Source organism: Pseudoalteromonas sp. P1-7a, assembly GCF_001401855.1.
GTDB lineage: Bacteria > Pseudomonadota > Gammaproteobacteria > Enterobacterales > Alteromonadaceae > Pseudoalteromonas.
This window is the reverse complement of sequence record NZ_LKDU01000015.1, coordinates 64429-90198: the sequence shown is the minus strand read 5'-3', so window position 1 is coordinate 90198 and position 25770 is coordinate 64429. Positions and strand designations below refer to the sequence as shown.

The window sequence follows — 25770 nt, the reverse complement described above, 5'->3', positions numbered from 1 at the left end:
GACGCAAAAGGTAAAAAAGAAGGTAAGTGCGGCGAAGGCAAATGTGGCGGCGACGCAAAAGGTAAAAAAGAAGGTAAGTGCGGCGAAGGGAAATGTGGTGGCGACGCAAAAGGCAAAAAAGAAGGTAAGTGCGGTGAAGGTAAATGTGGTGGCCAATAACAGGCTGATTTAAGTACCTTACTTACGTTATGCTAAAAGGGCCAAAAGGCCCTTTTTGTTTTAGGAGATAATGATGAGAGCAACACAAAACTCAGCATTTGGGATGGTGGGCTTAGGTCTTCGTCGAGAGATGCTCGATGAACTACTTGCGCATACACCAAAGCAAATTGATTTTATGGAAGTCGCGCCTGAAAACTGGCTTAAGCTGGGAGGACGCTTTAAAAAGCAATTTAAAACCTTAACAGACGCCAATAATTTTGTTTGCCATGGTTTATCGCTTTCTATTGGGTCGCCTGAACCTCTTGATATTGAATTTGTTAAATCGCTAAAAACGTTTTTTGATCAGTACAACATTAAACTTTTCAGTGAACACCTAAGCTACTGCTCTGGAAAAGGGCATATGTACGATTTAATGCCAATCCCTTTTACTGAAGAGGCTATTGCGCACGTTGTACCTCGCATCAAACAAGTGCAAGATATTTTAGAGCGACAAATAGCCATTGAAAATGTCTCTTATTACGCGGCACCTGGCCAGCAGTTATCTGAGCTTGAATTTACCAATACGATTTTAGAGCAAGCAGATTGTAAACTGCTGCTAGATGTGAACAATATTTATGTTAATTCAATTAATCATGGTTACAATGCTGAGACGTTTTTATTAGGGTTGCCTTCAAAACGTATTGCCTATGGCCACGTAGCTGGGCACTACAATGAAGCCGATGATTTAATTGTTGATACCCACGGCGCTGATGTTATTGACCCCGTATGGGATCTGCTTGATAAAGCGTACCAAGCGCATGGGGTGTTTCCTACCTTATTGGAGCGTGATTTTAATATCCCAAGTATAAATACACTTACAAAAGAGCTTGATATTATTCACGATTTACAAAATAAGCAGTTATGCGCATCGTCTTCTCAGCAATTAGCATAAAGGAAAAAACATGAGCTTTATTGACAGTCAAAATGAGTTTATGGCGCACATACGAGAGCCTGAGCATAACCCAAAGCCTAAAGGTATTGAAGATAGACGTATGGCGATTTACCGCGACCTATTCTTTAATAATATTGCAGGGTTTATCTCATCTGGGTTTCCGGTGCTTAAAACGTTATACACACAACAGCAATGGCAAAAATTAGTAAGAGCATTTTTTAGTGAGCATGACTGTAAGTCACCTTATTTTTTAGACATAGCAGGAGAGTTTATTAATTACTTATCGAGCAGTTATACCCTGCAAGAATACGATTATGCATTTATGCTGGAGTTGGCACATTACGAGTGGATAGAGCTTGATGTTTCCGTGGCTAATGAAGATACCAGCGAGCAACGCTTAAAAAGTACTGAACTGACCAGTTCTGCACTTTACTTATCGAGTGTTGCACGTAATTTAAGCTACCAGTATGCGGTTCAACATATCAGCACAGAGTATATACCCAGCACGCCATCTGAGCAGCCTAATTACTTTGTTGTATACCGCGATGATAACGATGACGTGCAGTTTTTAGCTACGAATGCAATGACCGCTTTGCTACTTTCAATAATAGAATCAAATGCGGGCATTGAGTTTGAGAGTGTATGCCAGCAGGTTTTAGTTCATGCGCCTAATTTTAGTGAACAACAAATTGCGCAAGGTGCGTTAAGTACGCTTAATGCAATGTCCGAGCGCGGTATTATCGTGACAAAAAATCAACATTAAGGTCTTTATAGATTATTTTACTTCGTCTATCATGGCAGCCTTATTTGTCGTGCTTAAAAAAGGTTATACCAATGTCAGATGATAAAGACTTTAAAGATCCGTTTAACGCTACTTACTTTATTGCTTTTTTAGCAGTTTTTGTGGGTATTGGCTGTTTAAATGCGATTTTAGGCTGGATCACAAGCCTAACTTAAAGCTCCTAGCTCTATTAAGGCTGTTGTTTTTATCAGCCTTACGCTTCTTTTCTTCCTCCACTCGTATAATTTTCAAACCACCTCGGTATTAATAACAGCAAACTCGCATTTTAACGTCAGTTAAGGTTATAATCAGCTGCTTTGAAATATAAACTATTGAGCAATTAAACTTATGACTCAAGTAACACCCGCTATTATTAAAAACAGTATCGCAACCATTGCCGACTATCCTAAACCAGGCATTATGTTTCGTGATGTAACAACACTAATGGCAAATCCAGAAGCCTTTAAAGCAACAATCGATGCTTTTATAAACGAATATAAAAACCAAGGCTTTACAAAAATTATTGGAACAGAATCTCGCGGCTTTATTTTTGGTGCGCCGCTATCATACGCGTTAGGGATCCCTTTTATTCCTGTTCGTAAGCCAGGCAAGCTACCACGCGAAGTGATTCGCCAAGATTACCTACTTGAATACGGCGAAGACACATTAGAGCTTCATGTTGATGCGATTGTCCCAGGCGACAAAGTATTATTAGTGGATGATTTATTAGCTACCGGTGGCACAATTGAAGCCACAGCAAAGCTAGTTGCAAAATTAGGTGGCAAGGCCACTGATGCTGCGTTTGTTGTTTCATTACCAGAGCTTGGTGGTGAGCAGCGTGTAGAAAAAATGGGTATTAAAATCTTAAAACTTGTTGAGTTTGAAGGCGAGTAATTGATGAGTTATCAGGTTCTAGCTAGAAAATGGCGTCCGCAAACCTTTCATGAATTGGTTGGCCAGTCTCATGTAAAGCAAGCGCTTGTTAATGCGCTTACGCAAAATAGACTGCATCACGCTTATTTATTCACTGGAACCCGTGGAGTGGGTAAAACAACCATTGCACGCATTTTTGCTAAAAGCTTAAATTGTGACGAAGGTATATCGGCATCTCCATGTGGGCAATGTAGTAGTTGTACTGATATAGAAGCAGGGCGCTACATTGACTTACTTGAAATTGATGCCGCTTCTCGCACCAAAGTAGAAGATACTCGTGAAATTCTTGATAATGTTCAATATGCCCCCACGCGTGGACGTTATAAAGTATACCTAATAGATGAAGTACACATGCTCTCAAAGCATAGCTTTAACGCGTTATTAAAAACGTTAGAAGAGCCGCCAGAGCATGTGAAATTTTTACTGGCAACCACCGATCCGCAAAAGTTACCTGTTACCATTTTATCGCGCTGTTTACAGTTTAACTTAAATGCACTTTCGCAAAGCGAAATTAAAACTCAGCTTGAGCATGTACTTACTCAAGAGCAACTAAACTTTGATAAAGATGCGCTAAGTATTATTGCAAAAGCCGCCGATGGCAGTATGCGAGACGCCTTAAGCTTAACAGATCAAGCTATTGCGCAAACCAACGGCGACATAAACAACCAAGCCGTGCAAGCCATGCTTGGTTTAATGGACACACATTATAGCCAAAGTTTGCTTGCTGCTTTGTTAGCACAAGACGGTGGTGCACTCATGGATGAAATAGCCCAAGTAGCGAGCCGAAACCCTAACTATATTGCACTACTTGATGATTTAATTGCATTAACTCACCTTATTCAGTTAACTCAACTGGTCCCGCAAGCAGCGCAACTTGATGATAAAAACGCCGATTATATTAGCCATGTTGCACAGCACACTCAGGCTCAACAAATACAGGTGTATTATCAGTTACTATTAAATGGTAAAAAAGACTTACAATGGGCACCAGAGCCTCGTTTAGGCTTTGAAATGATAATGCTACGTTTATTAGCATTTGAGTCCGCAGGTACAACACCTGCTCAATCGCTTCCTGGGGCAAGCAATACACAAAGTGCAGCAACGCCTGCGCCTACCAATAGTAAAGGCCGTGCCGATGCGCTGCGTGATATATTAAATAAAAATAAAACGCCATCGCAAAACGAAACCCCAGCTGCGCAACCAATGGTTGAGCACAGCCAAAGCACAGCACAAAGTCAAACAACTGATGAACCAGTAGCGCACCCGCCCACAGAGCAGCTAACACGCTCGCCAAGTGAGCAACACAGCAACAGCTTAACACCTGCGGCTCAAAGTCCCCAAAACGATATGCCGAGCCCTGTGCAGCAAAATGAACACATTGCAAAGAATGACGAGGCCGCTGAGCGTCAAAGTGAAGACGATGCATATTTGCAACACAGTAATATGGAGCAAAGCTTAGCTGCACAATTTGATGATGTTATGAGCAGTGCTGTAGATCAAGGTTATAACCCGGCACCTGTAGCGCCACATACACAATCCGCCGCTGAAAACGCCAATACTAAAGATAGCAGTGTGCGAGAACAAGAAGCTCAAGCACAATCAGCTATTGCGCGAATTTTACGTGATAGAAATATATCGGGGGCAGGCAGGCTTTCAGGGGAAAGTGTAAATACCACTGAGCATGCGCAAACACCAAAAGCGTCTGATCAAGCAGCGCCATTCATTGAAGAAACGCCACACAATACACGCTCGCAAGCGAGTGAGTCACAAAATGATTCACCGCCATGGCATGACCACGCGCAAGGTGACAGCGAAAAAAAGCCAGCGCTCCCAGTAACAGGGAGCCTAACGCCGGCTGAGCCAGTAACGCAAAGCCAGCCAGTGCGTAAGGTTGATTTTAAAGAAAAGCACCAAACAATTACTGAAAACTTAGCCCCTGAGCTGCTTGAGCAAATTAACCCACAAAAAAAGCCAGAGGTAATAGAGCAAGAGCCTGCTATACCGGTTCCAGATGATTTTCAAAGTCCAATTAGCGAGATTAAATTTGCGCATCAGCAAGATGAGTGGGCTTATTTAATTAAGCGTATGGGGCTAGGTGGGCGAATGCGTCAATTTGCATTACACTCGATTTTTACCAAGCAAGGCGACAGTTTGCATATTGACGTGGATGAATCTCAAAAACACTTAGATACGCCCATGCTTAGGCAAAAGCTCGATGCAGCGTTATCAAGCATTTACGGACATAACGTATCGCTAAGTATTAACTTTGCCAAAGGGGTGATTGACTCGCCTTATTTAATTCAGCAAAAAATTGATGCTGGGCGGCATCAGCAAGCTATTGATGTGATCACATCAGATGAAAACATAGTACAATTTCAGCAGCTATTTAGCGCCGAAATTGACGAAAACAGTATTCAGGCATTGTAATTAAATACAATCGCCCTTATCTTCATGACAACTAGAGTTTAAAAGAAAGAGAGAAAATTATGTTTAAAGGTGGAATGGGTAACATGATGAAGCAAGCGCAGCAAATGCAAGAGCGCATGCAAAAAGCCCAAGACGAAATCGCAACAATGGAAGTTGTTGGCGAAGCCGGCGCAGGCCTTGTAAAAGTAACCATGCTTGGTAATCATAACGTGCGTCGTGTTGAGCTTGATGATAGCCTGATGGAAGATGACAAAGACATGATTGAAGATTTACTTGCAGCAGCATGTAATGATGCTGTTCGTCGCGTTGCTGACGAAACGCAAGAGCGTATGAGTAAAGTTACTGGCGGTATGCAATTACCACCAGGTATGAAAATGCCGTTCTAATAAATATGCAACTTTCAGATAGTTTAACACAGCTTATAGAAGCGCTACGTTGCCAACCGGGTATAGGCCCTAAGTCTGCTCAGCGCATTGCATTTCATTTACTGGAACGCGACCGTAAAGGCGGGACCCAACTTGGTAACGCATTAACCAAAGCCATGTCTGCGGTTGGGCATTGTCAGTCGTGTCGCACCTTTACTGAGCAAGCTCAGTGTGATATTTGCTTAAGCCCAAAACGCCAAGACAGTGGCGTGCTCTGCGTTGTTGAGTCGCCTACCGATGTGTTGGCTATAGAGCAAACAGGCCAATATCTTGGTTTGTACTTTGTATTGATGGGGCATTTATCGCCGATTGACGGGATTGGCCCCAAAGAAATTGGCTTAGATATACTTGAACAAAAGCTCTCGCATGGTGCAATTAACGAAGTGATTTTAGCTACCAACCCCACCGTTGAGGGCGAAACCACTGCACATTATATTGCCCAACTTTGCCATAAATATAAAGTTGGCGCTTCGCGTATAGCGCATGGTATCCCTGTGGGTGGCGAACTTGATTTAGTGGATGGCACAACGTTAATGCACGCATTTAGCGGCCGACGAGCGGTTGTGCAGGACTAGCATCACTATCTGAAATTGTTTTAAAAGCCTACATAGTAAAATATGTAGGCTTTTTTGTGTTTGCTCTTTTAATACCGTATAACGTGTGTGAGCTTAGCAGTAATCATATTTATTAATAAATGAGTTAAACTTGGCGTTGTTATGTTATAAATTATTGACTAACAACAACTAAATAGCGTGATTGTTGCACGGCACTTGCGCCCTAAAAGGCCACTCAAGTGGGCGAGTTGATATAAGCAAACATCAGGAATTTATCTGATTAGTAAGGAGTACTATGCAAAATAATAAACACGGGAATAAAGACGGTTTGCTCAGCAGTAAGCGTTTTTTACCGCTATTTGTAACGCAGTTTTTATCGGCTATGAATGATAATGTGTATAAGCAATCTGTGCTTATATTATTGGTGTTTCAAGCTACAACCCTAGGCGATGGTGCGCTATATTCAAACCTTGCAGCGGGCTTATTTATATTACCGTTCTTTTTATTTTCTGGGATGGCGGGGCAACTGGCCGAAAAAACAGAAAAATCAAAGCTCATACGGCTTGTTAAATTTTGCGAAATACCAATTATGGTTATTGGCGCGGCTTCTATTTTTACGCAATATGTGTGGCTAATGCTTACAACCGTGTTTTTTATGGGGCTGCAAAGTACCTTTTTTGGCCCACTCAAGTATTCTATTTTACCGCAGCACGTTGCACCCAACGAACTAACAAAAGCCAATGGCTTAGTTGAGTCTGCCACGTTTGTAGCCATTTTATTGGGCACTATTTTTGGCACCTATTTTATTACCCAAACAACAGGCCCAACGGTAATCAGCATCGCGGTATTAGTATTAGCTGTACTTGGCTTTTTAAGTAGCCGGTTTATTCCTATTAGTGAAGCGAACGATGCAAACTTGCGCTTTACCTATAATATTTTTACTTCCACTAAAGATGTATTTAAAGCGCTTAATGCTCAAACAGAATCGGTTGGTAAATCGGTGTTGGGTATAAGCTGGTTTTGGCTAATAGGTGCGGTTATTTTAACGGCATTACCTAATTACGTTAAGCATGTAATGGGTGGCGATGAGCTCGTTGTAACCAGTGCGCTGGTGGTGTTTTCGCTAAGCATTGCCGTGGGGTCTTTGTTGTGTGAAAAGCTCTCACGCTCACGTATTGAGCTGGGAATTGTACCTTTTGGCGCTATTTTAATAACGTTATTTTTGTATTTTTTAAGCCAAGAGCCGGCTATTAGTGAATATATCGCGCCCTCTGAAAATTTATTAACACTAAAGCAAGTGCTCAATACGGGCGATATGATATGGCATTTTGTTTGGATGGCAGGTATTGGTATTGCATCTGGTTTTTATACTGTGCCGCTGTATGCGCTTATTCAGCAGCGTACCGAGGAGGCAAGTCGTTCGCGAGTGATTGCTGCTAATAATGTGCTTAATGCGCTCTTTATGGTTGGCAGTGCCATATTAAGTATTGTAACGCTCTCTGTTTTACAGTGGCATATTTCGTCGTTACTATTACTTTTAGCGGGGCTTAATTTACTTATTTCTATTTATATTTACACTAAGGTGCCGGAATTTTTCTTGCGCTTTGTGATCTATATTTTAGCCATATGCATGTATCGTGTGCGCACAAAAGGACATGAAAATATTCCAAACGAAGGCGCAGCCGTTATTGTCGCTAACCATGTTAGCTTTGTAGATTGGATGTTTATTTTAGCCACTTCGCCTAGGCCTATACGCTTTATGGTGTTTGCGCCCATTTATCATTCAAAAGCATTGCATTGGTTATTTAAAATGGCAAAAGCTATTCCAATTGATAGCGAAAAAGCTAACCCAAAGGCGTTTACCAAAGCATTTGATGAGGTTGCCGCCGCGCTTGAACGCGGTGAGTTAGTTGGTATTTTCCCTGAGGGAAAACTAACAAGTAATGGTGAAATGGACATGTTTAGACGTGGCATTGAGCGCATTATAGCGCGCACACCAGTGCCTGTTGTGCCCGTCCACTTAGGTGGTTTATGGGGCAGCATGTTTAGCCGTAAAGCAAAATGGCAACTACCTCGCCTAAAATGGTCATTAGTATCGGTGAGTGTAGGAGAGCCAATTGACGCAGAGCAGGTAAGCGCTAATTATTTACACGAACAAGTCAGCGCTTTAAAAGCCCAGTACGCTAAAAACACACCGTAATTTAACCCCAGCAGCCACATTTATATGTGGCTTTTTATTTATATAAGTGCAAATGCTGCTTTTTTAAATTTTTCCCTTGAAGTTACTCCACCTCACCCCATATTAAGTGCATAACGCAGACACTTTGCTAATTGGAGATACATAAATGACTGCAGCACAAAAAGAAACATTAGGCTTTCAAACAGAAGTAAAACAACTATTAAACTTAATGATTCATTCGTTATATTCGAATAAAGAAATATTTTTACGTGAACTTGTATCAAATGCATCAGACGCTGCCGATAAGCTACGCTTTTTAGCGCTTTCTAATGGTGACCTTTACCAAGGTGATGCCGATTTACATGTACGTATTAGCGCAGATAAAGAAGCGAACACAATTACCATTTCTGATAATGGTATTGGTATGACGCGTGAAGAAGTGATTAGCTCTTTAGGCACTATTGCTAAGTCGGGTACTGCTGAGTTTTTCAAAAACTTAACCGGTGACCAAAGCAAAGACTCTCAATTAATTGGTCAATTTGGTGTTGGTTTTTATTCAGCCTTTATTGTGGCTGATGAAGTGACAGTACGCACGCGTAAAGCAGGTGAAACACAAGCGTACGAGTGGCAGTCACAAGGTGAAGGTGAGTACACGTTACAAGAAATTGAAAAAGAAGGGCGTGGTACGGATATTATTTTACACCTGCGTGAAGAAGAAAAAGAATACGCGGATGAATACCGACTGCGTAGCATCGTTACTAAATACTCAGATCACATCTCTACACCTGTACAAATGTATAAAGCAGAAGTGCCTGAGTCTGAAGGCGAAGATGGCGAAAAAATCCCAGCCGTTCCAGGTGAGTGGGAAAGCATTAACCGTGCAACCGCTTTATGGACACGTGATAAGTCAGAGGTTTCTGATGAAGAATACAAAGAGTTTTACAAGCATGTAAGCCATGATTGGGAAGAGCCGTTAAATTGGGCGCACAATAAAGTTGAAGGTAAAACTGAGTACACAAGCTTATTGTACATCCCTAAAAAAGCGCCGTTCGATTTATGGAACCGTGAGCGCCAAAGTGGCTTAAAACTGTATGTTCAACGTGTTTTCATTATGGATGACGCTGAGCAGTTTATGCCAAGTTACCTGCGCTTTGTAAAAGGCTTACTTGATTCAAACGATTTACCGCTAAATGTATCGCGCGAAATTTTACAAGATAACAAAGTAACGCAAGCTATACGCAAAGGGTGTACGTCTCGTATTTTAAAAATGCTAGAGCGCATGGCTAAAAACAAAGCCGAAGACTATCAAACATTTTGGAACGAGTTTGGCCAAGTAATCAAAGAAGGCCCAGCAGAAGATACAGCAAATAAAGAAGCCATTGCTAAATTACTACGCTTCTCATCTACGCATACCGACTCAGAAACACAAGATGTATCGCTTGAGCAATACATTGAGCGCATGAACGATGAGCAAGATAAAATTTACTACGTAGTTGCTGATTCGTTTACTGCCGCTAAAAACTCTCCGCACTTAGAAATCTTCCGCAAAAAAGGCATCGAAGTATTATTACTAAGTGACCGTGTTGATGAGTGGATGATGAGCCACTTAACTGAATTTAACGAAAAATCGTTCCAGTCAATCACCCGTGGCGACCTTGATTTGGGTAAGCTTGACGACGAAGAAACGAAGAAAGCGCAAGAAGAGTCTGAAAAAGAAGTAGAAGGCTTAATTGAGCGCATTAAAACAGCGCTAGGCGAAGAAGTTAAGGAAGTACGCTTTACGCATCGTTTAACAGATTCTCCTGCCTGTGTTGTGAGCGATGAGAACGACATGAGCTCGCAAATGCAAAAGCTTATGGAGTCAGTAGGCCAACCTGTACCAGAGGCCAAGCCAGTGTTTGAGCTTAACCCTGAGCACCAGTTAGTTAAGCACTTAAACGATGAGCAAGACGAAGATAAGTTTGCACAGTGGTCTCATGTATTACTAGACCAAGCTTTACTTGCTGAACGTGGCACATTAAAAGACCCTACCGGTTTTGTAACACGTTTAAACAAATTAATGCTTGATTTGAATAAGTAAGGCTAACAGGCTCTTTTAAATGCTAAAATAGCTTAAAAGATAACCATAATTATAAAGGAAGCGTATGCTTCCTTTTTTTATGCGATCTAAAGTAGGCAATTAGTATAAGTTGCTTGAGTATCTGCAGCGCTTGTGGAAGAATTCAGGCTTTAAAAATAACTATCCATACTAGGGGACAATGATATGCGCATTATTCTTTTGGGCGCGCCAGGTGCTGGTAAAGGTACGCAAGCTCAGTTTTTAATGGACAAATACGGTATTCCACAAATTTCTACCGGTGACATGCTTCGTGCAGCCATTAAAGAAGGTACACCACTTGGTTTAGAAGCTAAAAAAGTAATGGATGCAGGTCAGTTAATTTCTGACGATATCATCATTGGTTTAGTTAAAGAGCGTATTGCTAAACCAGATTGTGAACAAGGCTTTTTACTTGATGGCTTCCCACGTACCATTCCACAAGCAGATGCAATGAAAGAAAATGGCGTTGTGGTTGATCACGTTATTGAGTTTGACGTTGCTGATGAAGTAATTGTTGAGCGTATGGGTGGCCGCCGTGTGCATCCTGGTTCTGGCCGTGTTTATCACGTTGTTTACAACCCACCAAAAGTGGAAGGTAAAGATGATGAAACAGGCGAAGAACTAATTATCCGTGCAGATGACACGGAAGAAACAGTTCGCAAACGTTTAGGTATTTACCATGAGCAAACTATGCCATTGGTTGATTATTACCAAGCTGAAGCAAAAGCGGGCAACACGCAGTACCATAAACTTGATGGTACGCAAGCTGTTGAAACAGTAAGCCAGCAACTAGCAGAGCTTTTAGGTTAATATAATCTAAACACAGCTTAGGTATTAAAAAACCGCCCTCAGGCGGTTTTTTTGTATTTATTAGCTTTTAACAATTTTAAATTAAACCATTTGGTAAAACTTAGTACCTACAACGCTTTTAACTTTTCTATTACTGGGTCGTAGCTTGGCTCGGTTGATAAATTAGGCACGAGTTGTTTGTATATCACTGTGTGGCTCTTATCTAAAATAAATACGGCGCGGGTAAGCAGGCCCATATCTTTTATAATTAAGCCATATTTTTGGCCAAAGTCTCGCCATACAGAGTCAGAAAGGGCTGTTACTTTGTCGATGTTTTCAGCATTACAAAAGCGTTTTTGAGCAAAAGGTAAATCGGCGCTAATTGTCAGCATCGCAACAGCAGGAAATTGCGTTGCCACTTTTTCGTTGAAATGCTTTGTTTGTAAGCTACAAATACCTGTATCTAAACTTGGTACCACGCTAATCAATACTGCTTGCCCTTTATAATCATCAAGATTTACAGGAGCAAAACCACCATCAACTACTTTAAAATTTGGCGCATTATCACCTACACTTACACCTTTACCTAACAAGGTGACAGGTTTACCCTGAGCAGAGACCTTACCTGCATCAAGCGTGTTTTCGGGGTACTGTGATGCGTGCCCAACTGAGCTTAAAGCAAGCGTGCTTAGTGCAAAAATAAGAGAGCGTACCATAGGTTATTTCCTTTTAAATTAACGCAATAGGTTTGAGTGTATTATACTGAATATCACTAACCAAGCGATTAAATATCACTGTAAAAGTAATAATAAGTTCTGTGATATATAAATTGTAAACTCGAAGAACTTTTATTAACATGTAGTTACAAAATGTATCTTTAATAAAGTCATAAGGCCTATTGACAACATTGGGTTAAATAATAGAGAGATAGTATGTCAACATCCGTATTAATATGTGACGACTCAAAATTAGCGAGGCGCCAGCTAGCTCGCTCTTTACCAGATGACTGGGATATTAAAGTAGAGTTTGCTCAAGATGGTGTTGATTGCATCAAAAAACTAAAAATAATCGAGCCCGAAATACTTTTTCTTGATTTAAACATGCCTGAAATGGACGGGTACGAAGTCCTTATGGCCATGAAAGAGCAAGGTCTTAATATCCTAACCGTGGTGGTATCTGGCGATATTCAGCCAAATGCGCACCAACGTGTTTTAGAGTTAGGGGCTATTGATTTTATCCAAAAGCCTTGCTCAGCTGAAAAGCTCGCAGATATTATTGAGCACCACGGTATTAAAGATAAAGCCATGCGCGAACGACTCGCCCACTCTTTGGGTGAGCAAGTAGACCCAGATGTGCGCGATATATACCAAGAGCTTACAAATGTTGCTATGGGTCAAGCGGGGGATTTGCTTGCACGGCTTTTAAACGTGTTTGTAGAGCTGCCGATTCCGAATGTGAATGTGCTTGAAGTTAATGAGCTAGACATGGCGTTGCAGTCTATTGACAACAACGCAGCTACCTCGGGCGTTTGCCAAGGCTTTATTGGCGGTGGCGTATCTGGCGAGGCGTTGCTTTTACTAAATGACTCAAGCTTTAAAGAAATTGCGTCATTAATGAATTACGATGGTGAGCTTAACGACAAGGTTGAACTTGAGCTGCTTATGGATATTAGTAATATTCTAATAGGCTCAATTTTAACGGGGCTCTCTAAACAGCTTGATATGTCTTTTAGTCAAGGCCACCCCATTGTACTTGGCCAGCATCGCGATGTATCAGAGTTGGTTAAATCGAATAAATCTCGTTGGCAAAGAACTTTAGCAATAGAGATAAGCTACGGCATCGAAAACCACGATATTAACTGTGACCTTATGCTGTTATTTACCGAAGATTCACTGAAGACTTTGAAATACAAAGTTGCTTACCTATTAGAAGACTAAGTTATGGCCGCTGATTTAGAAATGAATGAAATCCATTGGTTAATGGATATGTTTAACACAGTCGATGTGGGCCTGGTTGTACTGGATAGAGACTATAAAGTGTGCGTATGGAATGGCTTTATGGAAAACCATTCGGGGCTATTGCCCAGCGCTGTAAAGGACAAAGATTTATTTGATTTATTCCCCTCAATTGACGAAAAATGGTTTAGAAGTAAATCAGAGTCTGTATTTGTACTTAAAAACCGCTCGTTTACTATTTGGGAGCAGCAACCTTACATTTTCCGTTTTAAAAATTATCGGCCAATTACTGGTAAAGCGGATTACATGTACCAAAACGCGACTTTTATTCCACTTACCAACACATTGGGCGAAGTAAGCCATATTTGTATTATTATTTACGATGTTACCGATGTGGCAGTAAATAAAAAAGAATTGGAAGATTTAAACAAGCGTTTAGAACAAGTCAGCCAAACTGATAGCCTAACGCAACTGTATAATCGCGGGCATTGGGAAAGCACGCTGCACCAAGAGTTTTTGCGCGTTAAGCGCAGTGGTGGTAGCAGCACACTGTTAATGTTCGATATCGACCATTTTAAAAAAATTAATGATGAGCATGGTCATAGCTGTGGTGATGAGGCGCTTCGCCACCTTTCAGATTTGCTTCGAACGACGCTTCGCGAAACCGACATAGCAGGACGATATGGTGGGGAGGAGTTTGTTGTTACTTTACTTGATACCGACAAACAAGGCGCAGCAACATTTGCTGAGCGCTTAAGAGCACTGATAGAGGCCAACCCTTTTGTTTATAAGCATACAAAAATAGAGATGACAGTGAGTGTTGGCTTTGCAGGCAATAGCCCAGAGTTTGCAAAGCATGAACGTTGGATTGAAGCTGCGGATAAAGCGTTGTATTACTCAAAAGAGCATGGTCGTAATAGAGTAACTGATTTTGAGGATATAAAAAATGACGCATAAGCGTCATTTTTATTATGTGCTATTAAAATAATGCTACGTGAGTAATACTTAGCTCTGCGAGCTTACGCTGTTTTTATGCCCACAAATGCTAATGACTTTTGCTTTTCCACCTTACTTACTCTGAAATATGGCGTGTGTCATCAGCAGGGCATTGGCCAAGCGTAGAGACATCGCCGCTACTTGTCTCTTGCTGTAGTTGCACCTTAAATCCCCATAACCTGTAAAGGTGTTTTAGCACCTCTTTGTGGGAGTTCGCGAGGGGGATATTATTGTGGGGGACATAGCGCAACGTTAAAGAGCGATCGCCTCTAATATCAACATTATACACTTGAATGTTAGGTTCGTGATTACTCAAATTATACTGCGCTGAAAGCGCTTCGCGTACAGCCCGATAGCCGCTATCGTCATGAATTGCGCCTATTTCAAGATGTGGGTTACGGCTATGATCGACAATAGTAAATAACTTAAAGTCACGTATTAGCTTAGGTGATAAAAATTGGCTTATGAAGCTTTCATCTTTAAAATTTTCCATCGCAAAATGCAGAGTGTCAAGCCAATCAGTCCCTGCATACTCAGGAAACCAGCGTCTGTCCTCATCTGTTGGGTTTTCGCAAATACGGCGAATATCCACCATCATATTAAAGCCTAGGGCATAGGGGTTTATACCTGAATAGTAATTGCTGTTATAAGGTGGCTGATAAACCACGTTGGTATGACTTTGCAAAAACTCCATCATGAATGAGTCGGTTAACTTACCCTCATCATATAAGTGATTTAAAATAGTGTAATGCCAAAAGGTTGCCCACCCTTCGTTCATTACTTGGGTTTGTTTTTGTGGATAAAAATATTGCGATATTTTTCGAACAATACGTATTACTTCTCGCTGCCAAGACTCTAATAGTGGCGCATTTTTCTCGATGAAATATAAGATATTTTCTTGCGGCTCTTGGGGAAAGTGTCTTTCTTGCTTTTTAGCTTCCTGTTGTTGCTTAGGGATAGTACGCCATAGCTCGTTTACTTGTGATTGCATGTAATCTTCACGCTCTTTTTGACGCTTTTGCTCTTCAAAAAGGGATATTTGCTGCGGGCGTTTGTATCTATCTACACCATAATTCATCAATGCGTGACACGAATCAATCAAGTTTTCTACTTGAGTAATGCCATATTTTTCCTCACAACGGCTAATGTAATTTTTAGCAAACACTAAGTAATCTATGATGGAATCGGCGTCAGTCCATGTTTTAAATAAGTAGTTCCCTTTAAAAAATGAATTATGGCCATAACAGGCATGCGCCATAACCAAAGCCTGCATGGGAAGTGTGTTTTCTTCCATTAAATAAGCAATACAGGGATTTGAATTAATAACAATTTCGTAAGCCAGCCCCATTTGCCCACGTTTATAATTTTGTTCTGTTTGAATAAATTTTTTACCATATGACCAATGGCTGTATCCTATTGGCATGCCAACGCTTGAATACGCATCCATCATTTGTTCTGCTGTAATGACTTCGATTTGATTAGGGTAAGTGTCTAATCGGTAATGGGTGGCAACGCGGGCTATTTCAGTTTGGTATTGCTCAAGCAATTCAAAGGTCCAGTCTGGACCATCACTAATTCGTTCATTACTCATCGTAAACCTCGTTTAGGCTAAGCAGCGCCTTGTTGTTGACGATTTTTTTTAAAGAGCTCCCTAAATATAGGGTAAATATCTTCAACACTTTGTATATGTTGTATAGCAAAGTTGCTATGAGTGTGGGTTATGTTTTGGTATTCGCGCCATAAGCTTTGATGCGCACGCGTGGTAATTTCTATATAAGCAAAGTAACGAATGGCGCTAAGTAGCTTATTGCGTAATATTTCTGCGCAGTGAGGGGTATCGTCTGCCCAGTTATCGCCATCGGATGCTTGCGCCGCGTATATGTTCCACTGCTCTGAATCATAACGCTCTTTTATTATATCGTTCATTAGTTTAAGGGCACTGGAGACAATAGTGCCACCTGTTTCCTGAGAATAAAAGAACTCTTGTTCGTCGACCTCTTTAGCTTGTGTATGGTGACGTATATACACGACCTCAATGTCTTTATAACTACGGGTCAAAAATTGATACAGCAAAATATAAAAACGCTTTGCCATGTCTTTTGTGGCCTGATCCATCGAGCCTGATACATCCATAATACAAAACATAACGGCTTTGCTGGTGGGGTGGGGGCGTTTTTCATAATTACGAAAACGTAAGTCGTAGTTATCGATAAAAGGTACGGATTTTATTTGCTGTTTGAGTTGATCAATTTCCTCTTGCAATAATGCTACGATAGCTTGGTCGCTGGCGGCTTGCTCAAGTTCCATCGCGAGTTGACCTTCAAGCTCAGCTAAGCGCCTTTTTTTACCCGCACTCATGGCGACTCTCCTGGCGAGTGAGCCCTGTAATGAGCGTACTATATCAATATTACTGGGCATACCATCGCTACAAAAACCAGCCCGATGAGTTTTCATTTGTACAAGCTTATCTAGCTGATTTTCTTGTAAGTTGGGCAGCGCTAAGTCTTCAAAGAGCAAATCAAGGTATTCATCTTTAGAAATAGAAAACACAAAGTCATCTTGGCCTTCGCCTGAATCACTCGCATCGCCATCGCCTGCACCACCACCTTGGCCGCCTTTGGGGCGCTCAATTTTGTCACCTGTAGAGAATTGATCGTTGCCAGGGTGAATTTGTTCTCTGTCGCCCCCTTTACCTTGGTGAAAAATGGGCTCGCTAATATCTCGTTGCGGGATAGATATACTCTCCCCTGAACTAGAGTCGGTAACGCTACGTTTATTAACCGCATCAGATACGGCTTCTTTTATTTGCTTTTTATAGCGCCTAATAAAGCGCTGGCGGTTAAGCGTGCTTTTATTTTTACCATTTAAACGTCTATCTATAAAATGCGCCATACTGTTCCCCCTAAACTACATGAAGGTTACTGCGATTTTCTAACCCGTAAATACCACTCAGAAAGTAAACGCACTTGTTTTTGCGTGTAGCCTTTTTCAACCATGCGGTTAACAAAGTCCTCGTGCTTTTGCTGATCCTCTGCTGAGGTTTTAGTATTAAAGGAGATAACAGGGAGAAGATCCTCAGTGTTTGAGAACATTTTTTTCTCAATAACCGTGCGCAGTTTTTCGTAGCTTGTCCATAGTGGGTTTTTACCATTATTGTGAGCGCGTGCACGTAATACAAAGTTAACTATCTCATTCCTAAAATCTTTGGGGTTAGAAATGCCGGCGGGTTTTTCTATTTTTTCAAGTTCTGCATTTAACGATGCGCGGTCAAATAGTTGTCCTGTATCTGGGTCTCTATATTCTTGATCTTGTATCCAAAAATCAGCATAAATTACATAGCGGTCAAAAATATTTTGCCCATACTCAGAGTAAGACTCTAAATAAGCGGTTTGGAGTTCTTTGCCAATAAACTCAACATATTGTGGAATTAAATAGCCTTTTAAAAAGCTTAAATAACGCTCTTCCACTTCAGCGCTAAATTGTTCACGCTCTATTTGTTGTTCCAATACATAAAATAAATGCACTGGATTGGCGGCCACTTCAGTGGTATCAAAATTAAATACGCGTGACAAAATTTTAAAAGCAAAACGGGTCGAAAGACCAGTCATACCTTCGTCAACTCCTGCGTAATCACGGTACTCTTGATAAGATTTCGCTTTAGGGTCAGTATCTTTTAGGGTTTCTCCATCGTATACGCGCATTTTTGAATAAATGCTTGAGTTCTCAGGCTCTTTTAAACGAGAAAGCGTAGTAAATTGTGCCAGTGTTTTTAACGTACCTGGTGCACAGGGGGCGCTTGCCAGTTCACTGTGCTGAATGAGTTTGTCGTATATTTTAATTTCCTCGGTAACACGCAAGCAGTAAGGAACTTTTACAATATATACCCTATCCAAAAACGCTTCGTTGTTTTTGTTATTTTTAAACGTTTGCCATTCTGACTCATTTGAGTGAGCTAAAATCATGCCGTTAAAGGGCAGGGCGCTTATGCCCTCTGTACCGTTGTAATTCCCCTCTTGCGTTGCGGTAAGGAGTGGATGCAGCACTTTAATAGGTGCTTTAAACATTTCTACAAACTCCATTAAGCCTTGGTTTGCTAAACATAATGAGCCTGAATAAGCGTAAGCGTCTGGGTCGTTTTGAGCAAAGTGCTCAAGCTGACGAATATCTACTTTGCCTACCAATGCTGAAATATCTTGATTGTTTTCATCACCAGGCTCGGTTTTGGCTATACCAATTTGATTTAAAATAGAAGGGTAGCGCTTTACAACTCTGAATTGGCTGATGTCACCATTAAATTCTTTTAGTCGTTTTGCAGCCCATGGCGACATAATGGTTTTTAAATAACGGGGCTTAATACCGTATTCTTTTTCAAGCACATTTGCATCTTCGACGGGGTCAAACAAACAAAGCGGGTGGTCGTTTACCGGCGAGCCTTTAATTGAGTATATAGGCACCTGTTGCATTAAGTATTTTAGTTTTTCAGCGATTGAAGATTTACCTCCCCCTACGGGGCCGAGTAAATAAAGGACTTGTTTGCATTCTTCTAGTCCTTGAGCCGCATGTTTTAAATAAGAGACAATTTGCTCTATGGCATCTTCCATGCCGTAAAAGTCTTCAAATGCAGGGTAGCGTGCAACAACTCGATTAGAAAACAACCGGCTTAAACGTGCGTCGGTTGCAGTATCAACCATTTGTGGTTCACCTATTGCCATAAGTAAGCGCTCGGGTGCGCTGGCATAAGCTGATTTATCGTTTTTACAAATTTCTAAAAATTCGCTGATGCTGTATTCTTCTTCTTGTGCTGCTTCGTATCGTGCTTGGTAGTGCTCAAAAATAGTCATAATAACCTCCGAAACCCACTTTAAAAAGGTGCTTACTTTTTAAAGTCTAGTCTCAGTTTGAAATTTTTGTGCAATAAAATTAAAAATTTAAGTGAAAAAAGATCATGTGGCTAATTTATCAATTTAGCACGTATAACGGCGGCTTAAATTTTATAAAGGCATAAAAAAAGACGCCGAAGCGCCTTTTTTAATCAGCCTATAGTGGCTAATTAAGCGAAGTTAGCGTTCGCGAATTCCCAGTTAACAAGCGCCCAAAAACCTTTAAGGTAATCTGGACGCACGTTACGGTAATCAATGTAGTATGCGTGTTCCCATAAATCCACAGTTAGGATTGGTGTAACACCTTCGTCTGTAAGTGGCGTTGCTGCGTTAGATGTGTTTACGATATCTAATGAACCGTCAGCTAGTTTAACTAACCATGTCCAGCTAGAGCCAAAGTTGTTAACAGCTTTGTCGTTTAGTGCATCTTTAAACGCGTCAAATGAGCCCCATTTCGCGTTGATAGCATCAGCAATTGCGCCTGTTGGTTCACCGCCGCCATTTGGAGATAGGCAGTTCCAGTAAAAAGTGTGGTTCCAAATTTGTGCAGCATTGTTAAATACGCCACCTTCAGATGAGCAAACAATCTCTTCTAAAGATTTGTTCTCAAATTCAGTACCTGGAATTAAACCGTTTAATTTAACAACATACGTGTTGTGATGCTTACCGTGGTGATACTCAAGAGTTTCTTTTGAAATGTGAGGCTCAAGTGCATCAATTGCATATGGTAGTGACGGTAGTTCAAATGCCATTTTTTATCTCCATCTTCTTTTGGTTGATAACGCGCTTGGTAGTACGTAATGCCTGATAGAACAGACCACTTACCTATACCAAACGAGAATATAGTGTTACTATAATTGTTGAGTATTTTACTCAAGTTTAAGCAAACAGCAATGCTATTGCTAAAGACTATTTCAATTGCGGCTTTATTTGCCCATTTTAAGTTATATATTTGTGGCCACAATGATTTATTTTCAAGCCCCGGATATATCAAGCTATCGTCATTTTGAGGTTGTAGATGGAAACCATTGATAAAATTAAACAGCAGATTTCTGAAAACCCAATTATCCTTTACATGAAAGGGTCACCTAAATTACCAAATTGTGGTTTTTCTTCACAAGCGTCACAAGCTCTAATGTCATGTGGCGAACCATTTGCCTATGTTGATATTTTACTAAATCCAGATATTCGTGCTGAGCTACCAGCATACGCTAATTGGCCTACCTTCCCACAGCTTTGGGTTGAGGGCGAATTGATAGGTGGTTGCGACATTATTATTGAAATGTTTCAGCGTGGTGAATTACAGCCGTTGATCACTGAAACAGCAGCTAAATATAAAGAAGCTGACGCAGAGTAATAGTTACTTTGCTAAACATAATAAAAGCCACGTTTACGTGGCTTTTTTGTGTCTATCTATAACTTTCTTGCGTTTTAATTTATTGATCAGCCCATGATTATAGCCAATAATTTGTACTCAATAGTTAGCAAACTCAGGCCTCACTCCTCGTTTAGATACACCTTAGTAAGGATAAGTAAGCAACAATGCTACTTATATAAGCGCAAATTTTAATTAAAAAATTGAGTTTTATACCAAGGCGTAATAATACGTAACCAGCTATGCTGAGCTATACGTGTCGCTATCTGCGCTAAAAGGCTCTTTTTTAGCACAACCCAATATCGAGATTTTTGCCTGGCTATCAATACGTTTTTCCAGCCTCAAAATAGAACACTTAATTAAGCGAATTGGTATTAAATAAAAATTCACACCATTTGCACTAAAAACGACACAGCAATTCATAACTATACCAATGAACGCTAAAAAAGCGTGATCCTAAACCTTTAATTTATTTAAATTGCATTAAACTATCTAAATGTTAACTGAACCAATAAAGTTTTAATGAATATTTATTCATTGGGTGGGGCTTTACGTTTACGTAAAGGGTATTGGTGTGCTCCCTTTGTTTTTACAAAATGTTAAAATTGACACCAGTGTCATGAAAAAATAACGCACAAAAAAGCACTAAATGTTAAAACTTATGAGTTAAAAAGAAACCTTGCCTTGAAGTGAGAAATATTCAAGAATGTGAATATGTATTCAAAATAATATTGACTCTATTTACTATAGAGGCTAGTTTTGTGCGTCTGTTAGCAAATCGTCGAGCAGTTCATTCACGTTAACAGTGCAGCAAGGGAGGGGTCTATGTTATACGACTCAACATTAGAAAAAGATAATTGTGGCTTTGGCTTAATAGCCCAAGTAAATGGTCAAGCTAGTCATCGGCTTATTCGTACAGCTATTACTGGACTTGATCGCATGCAACACCGCGGTGGTATATCTGCCGATGGTAAAACAGGCGACGGCTGTGGTTTATTACTCCAAAAACCTGACAGTTTTTTTCGTGCCATTGCTAACGAGCATAACTGGCACTTAGGTAAAAATTACGCCGTAGGCATGGTTTTCTTAAATTCAGATCCCGTTTTAGCACAAGCTGCAAAACAGGTTTTATGTGAAGAATTAGAACAAGAAACACTTAAAATACTTGGTTGGCGTGAAGTGCCTACTGACCCTTCAATGCTAGGGCCAATTGCTACACAGCAATTACCTGGTTTTGAACAAATTTTTGTTAGTGCGCCGGAAGGTTGGCGTTCTAAAGATTTAGAGCGACGTTTATATGTAGCACGTCGCCGCGCAGAAAAGCGTTTAGCAGAGGATGAGTCGTTTTATATTGCGAGTTTATCGGGGTTAGTGACTATCTATAAAGGCCTTATGATGCCTGCAGATTTGCCTAACTTTTATTTAGACTTAGCTGATATTCGTATGACCAGCGCTATTTGTGTATTCCATCAGCGTTTTTCTACTAATACTCAGCCGCGTTGGCCTTTAGCACAACCATTTAGGTATTTAGCGCATAATGGTGAAATTAATACCATTGAAGGTAACCGCCAATGGGCTCGTGCACGTTCGTATAAGTTTTCTTCGCCACTTATTCCTGATTTACAAAGCGCAGCGCCGTTTGTAAACGAAACTGGCTCTGACTCATCAAGCCTAGACAACATGCTGGAGCTGTTTTTAGCGGGTGGCATGGATTTATTCCGTGCTATGCGTATGCTAGTGCCACCTGCATGGCAAAAAAATCGTGCTATGGATGATGACTTACGTGCATTTTACGACTTTAACTCTATGCATATGGAGCCGTGGGATGGCCCTGCGGGCATTGTTATGTCTGATGGGCGTTTTGCAGCGTGTAACCTTGATAGAAATGGCCTGCGCCCGGCGCGCTATGTTATTACTCAAGATGGCTTTATTACACTGGCCTCTGAGGTAGGGATTTGGGATTACACTGCAGATGAAGTGGTCGAAAAAGGCCGTGTAGGGCCAGGCGAGCTTTTAGTAATTGATACTAAATTAGGCAAAATCTGGCACTCAGATGAAATCGACCAAGATTTAAAATCGCGTCACCCTTATAAGTCATGGCTTGAAGAAAATGTTAAACGCCTAACTCCGTTTGAAGAGCTTACCGAACAGGATGCAGGTAATCGCTCATTTGATGACGAAACGCTTGTTAAATACCAAAAAATGTTTGGTTACACTAACGAAGAGCTCGATAGTGTAATTCGTGTAATGGGTGAAAATGGCCAAGAAGCAACAGGTTCTATGGGTGATGACACGCCATTTGCTGTGTTAAGCGAAGGGCATCGTTCACTGTATGATTACTTCCGCCAAAAGTTTGCGCAAGTAACTAACCCGCCAATCGATCCGCTGCGTGAAAACCACGTAATGTCATTGGCAACGTGTATTGGTAGTGAGCAAAACGTATTTAATGAAACCACAGGCCATGCTAAGCGTCTACAGTTTGATACGCCAATTTTAATGTATGCTGATATGCAGCAGCTACTAAATGCTGATGACGAGCATTACAGCTACTGTAAAATTGATATTACATACACAGCAGAGGAAGGTTTAGAAAAAGCGGTTGCACGTATTTGCGACGCTGCACAAGAAAAAGCAGCTGCAGGCTGTGTAATGCTTATTTTATCTGACCGTAACTTTAGCGAAACCCAATTACCAATTCCTGCTGCAATGGCGGTAGGTGCTGTACAAAAACGTTTAGTAGATAATAACTTACGTTGTGAGTCTAATATTATTATTGAAACGGGCAGCGTACGCGATGCACACCAATTTGCTGTATTACTTGGTTTTGGTGCAACCGCAATATACCCATACCTTGCATACGAGTCACTGGTTGCGATGAGCGACAGTAAAGTGATTGAAAAATCGTACTGCGAAGTGACGCTTTCGTACCGAAAAGCTATAAATAAAGGCCTTTACAAAATTATGTCTAAAATGGGCATAAGTACGATTGCATCGTACCGTTGTTCAATGCTTTTTGAAGCCGTTGGTTTATCAGATGCCATGATAGAGATGTGTTTTAAAGGCGTAGCAAGTCGTATTAAAGGCGCCTGTTTTAGCGATTTTGATAGTGATCAGCAAAAGCTACATAAACTTGCTTTTAGTAAGCGTAAGTTACTCAGCCACGGCGGTTTATTAAAATATGTTCACGGTGGTGAATACCACGCTTACAATCCTGATGTTATTCAAACGCTACAAAAGGCCGTACGTTCAGGCGATTATAAAGACTACTCAGCCTATGCTGATTTAGTTAATAACCGTCCTATTGCAACGCTACGCGATATGTTAGCGCTTAAATTACCTGAAAAAGGTATTAGCATTGATGATGTTGAGCCGGCTGAATTTTTATACCAGCGCTTTGATTCTGCAGCAATGAGTATTGGTGCACTTTCGCCAGAGGCGCATGAAGCGCTAGCCATTGCAATGAACCGCCTTGGGGGCTGTTCAAATTCTGGTGAAGGTGGAGAAGACAAACTCCGTTACAACACCGAGAAAAACTCACGAATCAAACAAGTTGCCTCGGGTCGATTTGGTGTAACGCCGCACTACCTTCGTAATGCTGATGTAATACAAATCAAAGTGGCACAGGGTGCTAAACCGGGTGAAGGCGGACAATTACCAGGCGAAAAAGTAACGCCGTATATTGCAAAGCTTCGTTATTCGGTACCCGGTGTAACATTAATTTCACCACCACCGCATCACGATATTTACTCGATTGAAGATTTAGCCCAGCTAATATTTGACTTAAAACAAGTAAATCCTGAAGCGATGATCTCGGTTAAGTTGGTATCTGAGCCAGGGGTAGGCACAATTGCTACCGGTGTAGCTAAAGCATACGCTGATTTAATTACAATTTCGGGTTACGACGGTGGCACAGGCGCAAGCCCGCTTACGTCTGTAAAGTATGCAGGTAGCCCTTGGGAGCTTGGCCTAGCAGAAACCCAGCAAGCACTTGTTGAAAATGGCCTTCGTCACCGGATTCGCCTGCAAACAGATGGTGGCTTAAAAACAGGTTTAGATATCATTAAAGCCGCTATTTTAGGTGCTGAGAGCTTTGGCTTTGGTACGGGTCCAATGGTGGCGCTAGGTTGTAAATACCTACGTATTTGTCATTTAAACAACTGTGCGACCGGTGTTGCAACGCAGGATGAAACACTTCGTCAAAAGCATTATCACGGCTTACCAGAAATGGCGATGAACTACTTTAAGTTTATCGCACAAGAAGCGCGCGAAATTATGGCAAGCTTAGGTGTTGCTAATCTAACTGACTTAATTGGCCGTTTAGATTTACTTGAAGCAATTGAAGGTAAAACAGCGAAGCAAAAGAAAATAGATTTATCGTCTGTGATTGCTCAGCCAAATAACCCAACGGGCGAAACCTTATTTTGTAGTGCGCCAAATAGCTCTCATTATTTAGGTGAACTTAACGAAACGTTACTAGGTAAAGCACAACAAGCAATTGATACTTCTTCGGGTATTTCGCTAGTAAGCCGCATATGTAATACAGACCGTTCAGTTGGCGCAATGCTGTCGGGTTACATAGCCTCAAAGCATGGCAACCAAGGTATGGCTGCAGATCCAGTATCGATTGAGCTACATGGTACTGCAGGGCAATCATTTGGTGTTTGGAATGCTGGTGGCCTTGAAATGACCCTTATTGGCGATGCAAACGACTACGTGGGTAAAGGCATGGCTGGTGGTAAGCTTGTTATACGTCCACCACTGGGTTCATCGTTTGAAAGTCATAAAGCGACCATTGTAGGTAACACATGTTTGTACGGTGCTACGGGTGGTAAGTTATTTGCCGCAGGCTGTGCTGGTGAGCGTTTTGCAGTGCGTAACTCTGGCGTGCAAGCCGTTGTTGAAGGCGTAGGTGATAACGGCTGTGAATACATGACTGGCGGCGTTGTATGTGTGCTAGGTAATGTAGGCGTTAACTTTGGTGCGGGTATGACAGGTGGTTTTGCTTATATTTTAGATGAGCGAAGTGACTTTGAAAAACGCATTAATCCAGAGCTTGTAGAAGTAGTAACACTTGATGATTTAAGCTCGCACCAAGAGCATTTGCGCGGCCTAATTGCTGAGCATTTAGAGCTTACAGGTTCATGTCGAGCAGAAACCATTTTAGCTAATTTTGAACTGTATTTACCTATGTTCAAACTAGTTAAACCAAAATCAAGTGATGTAAAAAGTTTACTCGGGCACCGCGCTCGTAGTAGCGCAGAACTTCGTGTTCAAGCGCAATAAGGGGG

General features: G+C 41.2%; 19 protein-coding genes. 14 read left to right on the top strand and 5 right to left on the bottom strand.

All coding sequences use genetic code 11. From position 1 onward, the window contains the following. Positions 1 to 262: 262 nt before the first annotated feature. The 10 genes from AN389_RS11225 to adk all read left to right on the top strand — a co-directional run bounded on the left by AN389_RS11225 (position 263) and on the right by adk (position 11297). Entirely contained in the window at positions 263 to 1090 is an 828-nt protein-coding gene (locus AN389_RS11225) for a DUF692 domain-containing protein (RefSeq protein WP_146258078.1), read from the top strand. A gap of 10 nt (positions 1091 to 1100) precedes the next feature. Further along, complete coding sequence (locus AN389_RS11220) at positions 1101 to 1853, top strand: DUF2063 domain-containing protein (protein ID WP_055015245.1); 753 nt, start codon at positions 1101 to 1103, stop codon at positions 1851 to 1853. A 71-nt stretch (positions 1854 to 1924) separates the two neighbouring features. Continuing rightward, positions 1925 to 2047, top strand: coding sequence for a hypothetical protein (locus AN389_RS20780; RefSeq protein ID WP_004588125.1), 123 nt, complete (start codon positions 1925 to 1927; stop codon positions 2045 to 2047). A gap of 172 nt (positions 2048 to 2219) precedes the next feature. Then, on the top strand, positions 2220 to 2765 hold the full coding sequence (gene apt / locus AN389_RS11215; protein ID WP_055015244.1) for an adenine phosphoribosyltransferase: 546 nt from the start codon (positions 2220 to 2222) through the stop codon (positions 2763 to 2765). 3 nt (positions 2766 to 2768) lie between these two features. After that, the gene (gene dnaX / locus AN389_RS11210) at positions 2769 to 5231 is read left to right on the top strand and encodes a DNA polymerase III subunit gamma/tau (protein ID WP_055019811.1); all 2463 of its coding nucleotides are present in this window, start codon (positions 2769 to 2771) and stop codon (positions 5229 to 5231) included. 59 nt (positions 5232 to 5290) lie between these two features. After that, positions 5291 to 5617: a YbaB/EbfC family nucleoid-associated protein gene (locus AN389_RS11205; protein ID WP_055015242.1), complete on the top strand. Its 327-nt coding sequence runs from the start codon at positions 5291 to 5293 to the stop codon at positions 5615 to 5617. A gap of 5 nt (positions 5618 to 5622) precedes the next feature. Next, positions 5623 to 6231, top strand: coding sequence for a recombination mediator RecR (gene recR / locus AN389_RS11200; protein ID WP_055019810.1), 609 nt, complete (start codon positions 5623 to 5625; stop codon positions 6229 to 6231). A gap of 274 nt (positions 6232 to 6505) precedes the next feature. Continuing rightward, positions 6506 to 8410, top strand: coding sequence for an MFS transporter (locus AN389_RS11195; protein ID WP_055019809.1), 1905 nt, complete (start codon positions 6506 to 6508; stop codon positions 8408 to 8410). Between the two features lie 145 nt (positions 8411 to 8555). Next, complete coding sequence (gene htpG, locus AN389_RS11190; RefSeq protein ID WP_055015239.1) at positions 8556 to 10469, top strand: molecular chaperone HtpG; 1914 nt, start codon at positions 8556 to 8558, stop codon at positions 10467 to 10469. 183 nt (positions 10470 to 10652) lie between these two features. Next, a complete protein-coding gene (gene adk / locus AN389_RS11185; RefSeq protein WP_055015238.1) occupies positions 10653 to 11297 on the top strand; it encodes an adenylate kinase in 645 nt (214 codons plus the stop codon). A gap of 107 nt (positions 11298 to 11404) precedes the next feature. Here the strand turns inward: adk and tpx are convergent, their stop codons facing one another. Next, a complete protein-coding gene (gene tpx, locus AN389_RS11180) occupies positions 11405 to 11992 on the bottom strand; it encodes a thiol peroxidase (protein WP_055019808.1) in 588 nt (195 codons plus the stop codon). A 216-nt stretch (positions 11993 to 12208) separates the two neighbouring features. Between tpx and AN389_RS11175 the strand changes: the two genes are divergently transcribed. Next, on the top strand, positions 12209 to 13213 hold the full coding sequence (locus tag AN389_RS11175; protein ID WP_055018510.1) for a response regulator: 1005 nt from the start codon (positions 12209 to 12211) through the stop codon (positions 13211 to 13213). 3 nt (positions 13214 to 13216) lie between these two features. After that, positions 13217 to 14188 (top strand): diguanylate cyclase, encoded by a 972-nt coding sequence (locus AN389_RS11170; protein WP_055015235.1) that lies wholly within the window; start codon positions 13217 to 13219, stop codon positions 14186 to 14188. A 115-nt stretch (positions 14189 to 14303) separates the two neighbouring features. Here AN389_RS11170 and AN389_RS11165 read toward each other — a convergent pair whose 3' ends face one another. The 4 genes from AN389_RS11165 to AN389_RS11150 all read right to left on the bottom strand — a co-directional run bounded on the left by AN389_RS11165 (position 14304) and on the right by AN389_RS11150 (position 19859). Continuing rightward, a complete protein-coding gene (locus tag AN389_RS11165; protein ID WP_055015234.1) occupies positions 14304 to 15818 on the bottom strand; it encodes a SpoVR family protein in 1515 nt (504 codons plus the stop codon). 17 nt (positions 15819 to 15835) lie between these two features. Then, a complete protein-coding gene (locus AN389_RS11160; protein ID WP_055019807.1) occupies positions 15836 to 17119 on the bottom strand; it encodes a YeaH/YhbH family protein in 1284 nt (427 codons plus the stop codon). A gap of 26 nt (positions 17120 to 17145) precedes the next feature. After that, positions 17146 to 19068: a PrkA family serine protein kinase gene (locus tag AN389_RS11155; protein WP_055015232.1), complete on the bottom strand. Its 1923-nt coding sequence runs from the start codon at positions 19066 to 19068 to the stop codon at positions 17146 to 17148. A gap of 209 nt (positions 19069 to 19277) precedes the next feature. Next, a complete protein-coding gene (locus AN389_RS11150) occupies positions 19278 to 19859 on the bottom strand; it encodes a Fe-Mn family superoxide dismutase (protein WP_055015231.1) in 582 nt (193 codons plus the stop codon). 266 nt (positions 19860 to 20125) lie between these two features. Between AN389_RS11150 and AN389_RS11145 the strand changes: the two genes are divergently transcribed. Beyond that, positions 20126 to 20464, top strand: a complete 339-nt coding sequence (locus AN389_RS11145; RefSeq protein ID WP_016709200.1) for a Grx4 family monothiol glutaredoxin — start codon at positions 20126 to 20128, stop codon at positions 20462 to 20464. A gap of 843 nt (positions 20465 to 21307) precedes the next feature. Beyond that, positions 21308 to 25765, top strand: coding sequence for a glutamate synthase large subunit (gene gltB, locus AN389_RS11135; protein WP_055015229.1), 4458 nt, complete (start codon positions 21308 to 21310; stop codon positions 25763 to 25765). Positions 25766 to 25770: the final 5 nt, after the last annotated feature.

Coding starts and splice junctions, on each gene's coding strand:
- AN389_RS11155 (WP_055015232.1), bottom strand. CDS start 19,068: ATGACTATTTTTGAGCACTACCAAGCACGATACGAAGCAGCACAAGAA.
- AN389_RS11170 (WP_055015235.1), top strand. CDS start 13,217: ATGGCCGCTGATTTAGAAATGAATGAAATCCATTGGTTAATGGATATG.
- AN389_RS11165 (WP_055015234.1), bottom strand. CDS start 15,818: ATGAGTAATGAACGAATTAGTGATGGTCCAGACTGGACCTTTGAATTG.
- apt (WP_055015244.1), top strand. CDS start 2,220: ATGACTCAAGTAACACCCGCTATTATTAAAAACAGTATCGCAACCATT.
- adk (WP_055015238.1), top strand. CDS start 10,653: ATGCGCATTATTCTTTTGGGCGCGCCAGGTGCTGGTAAAGGTACGCAA.
- recR (WP_055019810.1), top strand. CDS start 5,623: ATGCAACTTTCAGATAGTTTAACACAGCTTATAGAAGCGCTACGTTGC.
- htpG (WP_055015239.1), top strand. CDS start 8,556: ATGACTGCAGCACAAAAAGAAACATTAGGCTTTCAAACAGAAGTAAAA.
- AN389_RS11225 (WP_146258078.1), top strand. CDS start 263: ATGGTGGGCTTAGGTCTTCGTCGAGAGATGCTCGATGAACTACTTGCG.
- AN389_RS11195 (WP_055019809.1), top strand. CDS start 6,506: ATGCAAAATAATAAACACGGGAATAAAGACGGTTTGCTCAGCAGTAAG.
- AN389_RS11220 (WP_055015245.1), top strand. CDS start 1,101: ATGAGCTTTATTGACAGTCAAAATGAGTTTATGGCGCACATACGAGAG.
- AN389_RS11205 (WP_055015242.1), top strand. CDS start 5,291: ATGTTTAAAGGTGGAATGGGTAACATGATGAAGCAAGCGCAGCAAATG.
- tpx (WP_055019808.1), bottom strand. CDS start 11,992: ATGGTACGCTCTCTTATTTTTGCACTAAGCACGCTTGCTTTAAGCTCA.
- AN389_RS20780 (WP_004588125.1), top strand. CDS start 1,925: ATGTCAGATGATAAAGACTTTAAAGATCCGTTTAACGCTACTTACTTT.
- AN389_RS11150 (WP_055015231.1), bottom strand. CDS start 19,859: ATGGCATTTGAACTACCGTCACTACCATATGCAATTGATGCACTTGAG.
- AN389_RS11145 (WP_016709200.1), top strand. CDS start 20,126: ATGGAAACCATTGATAAAATTAAACAGCAGATTTCTGAAAACCCAATT.
- dnaX (WP_055019811.1), top strand. CDS start 2,769: ATGAGTTATCAGGTTCTAGCTAGAAAATGGCGTCCGCAAACCTTTCAT.
- gltB (WP_055015229.1), top strand. CDS start 21,308: ATGTTATACGACTCAACATTAGAAAAAGATAATTGTGGCTTTGGCTTA.
- AN389_RS11160 (WP_055019807.1), bottom strand. CDS start 17,119: ATGGCGCATTTTATAGATAGACGTTTAAATGGTAAAAATAAAAGCACG.
- AN389_RS11175 (WP_055018510.1), top strand. CDS start 12,209: ATGTCAACATCCGTATTAATATGTGACGACTCAAAATTAGCGAGGCGC.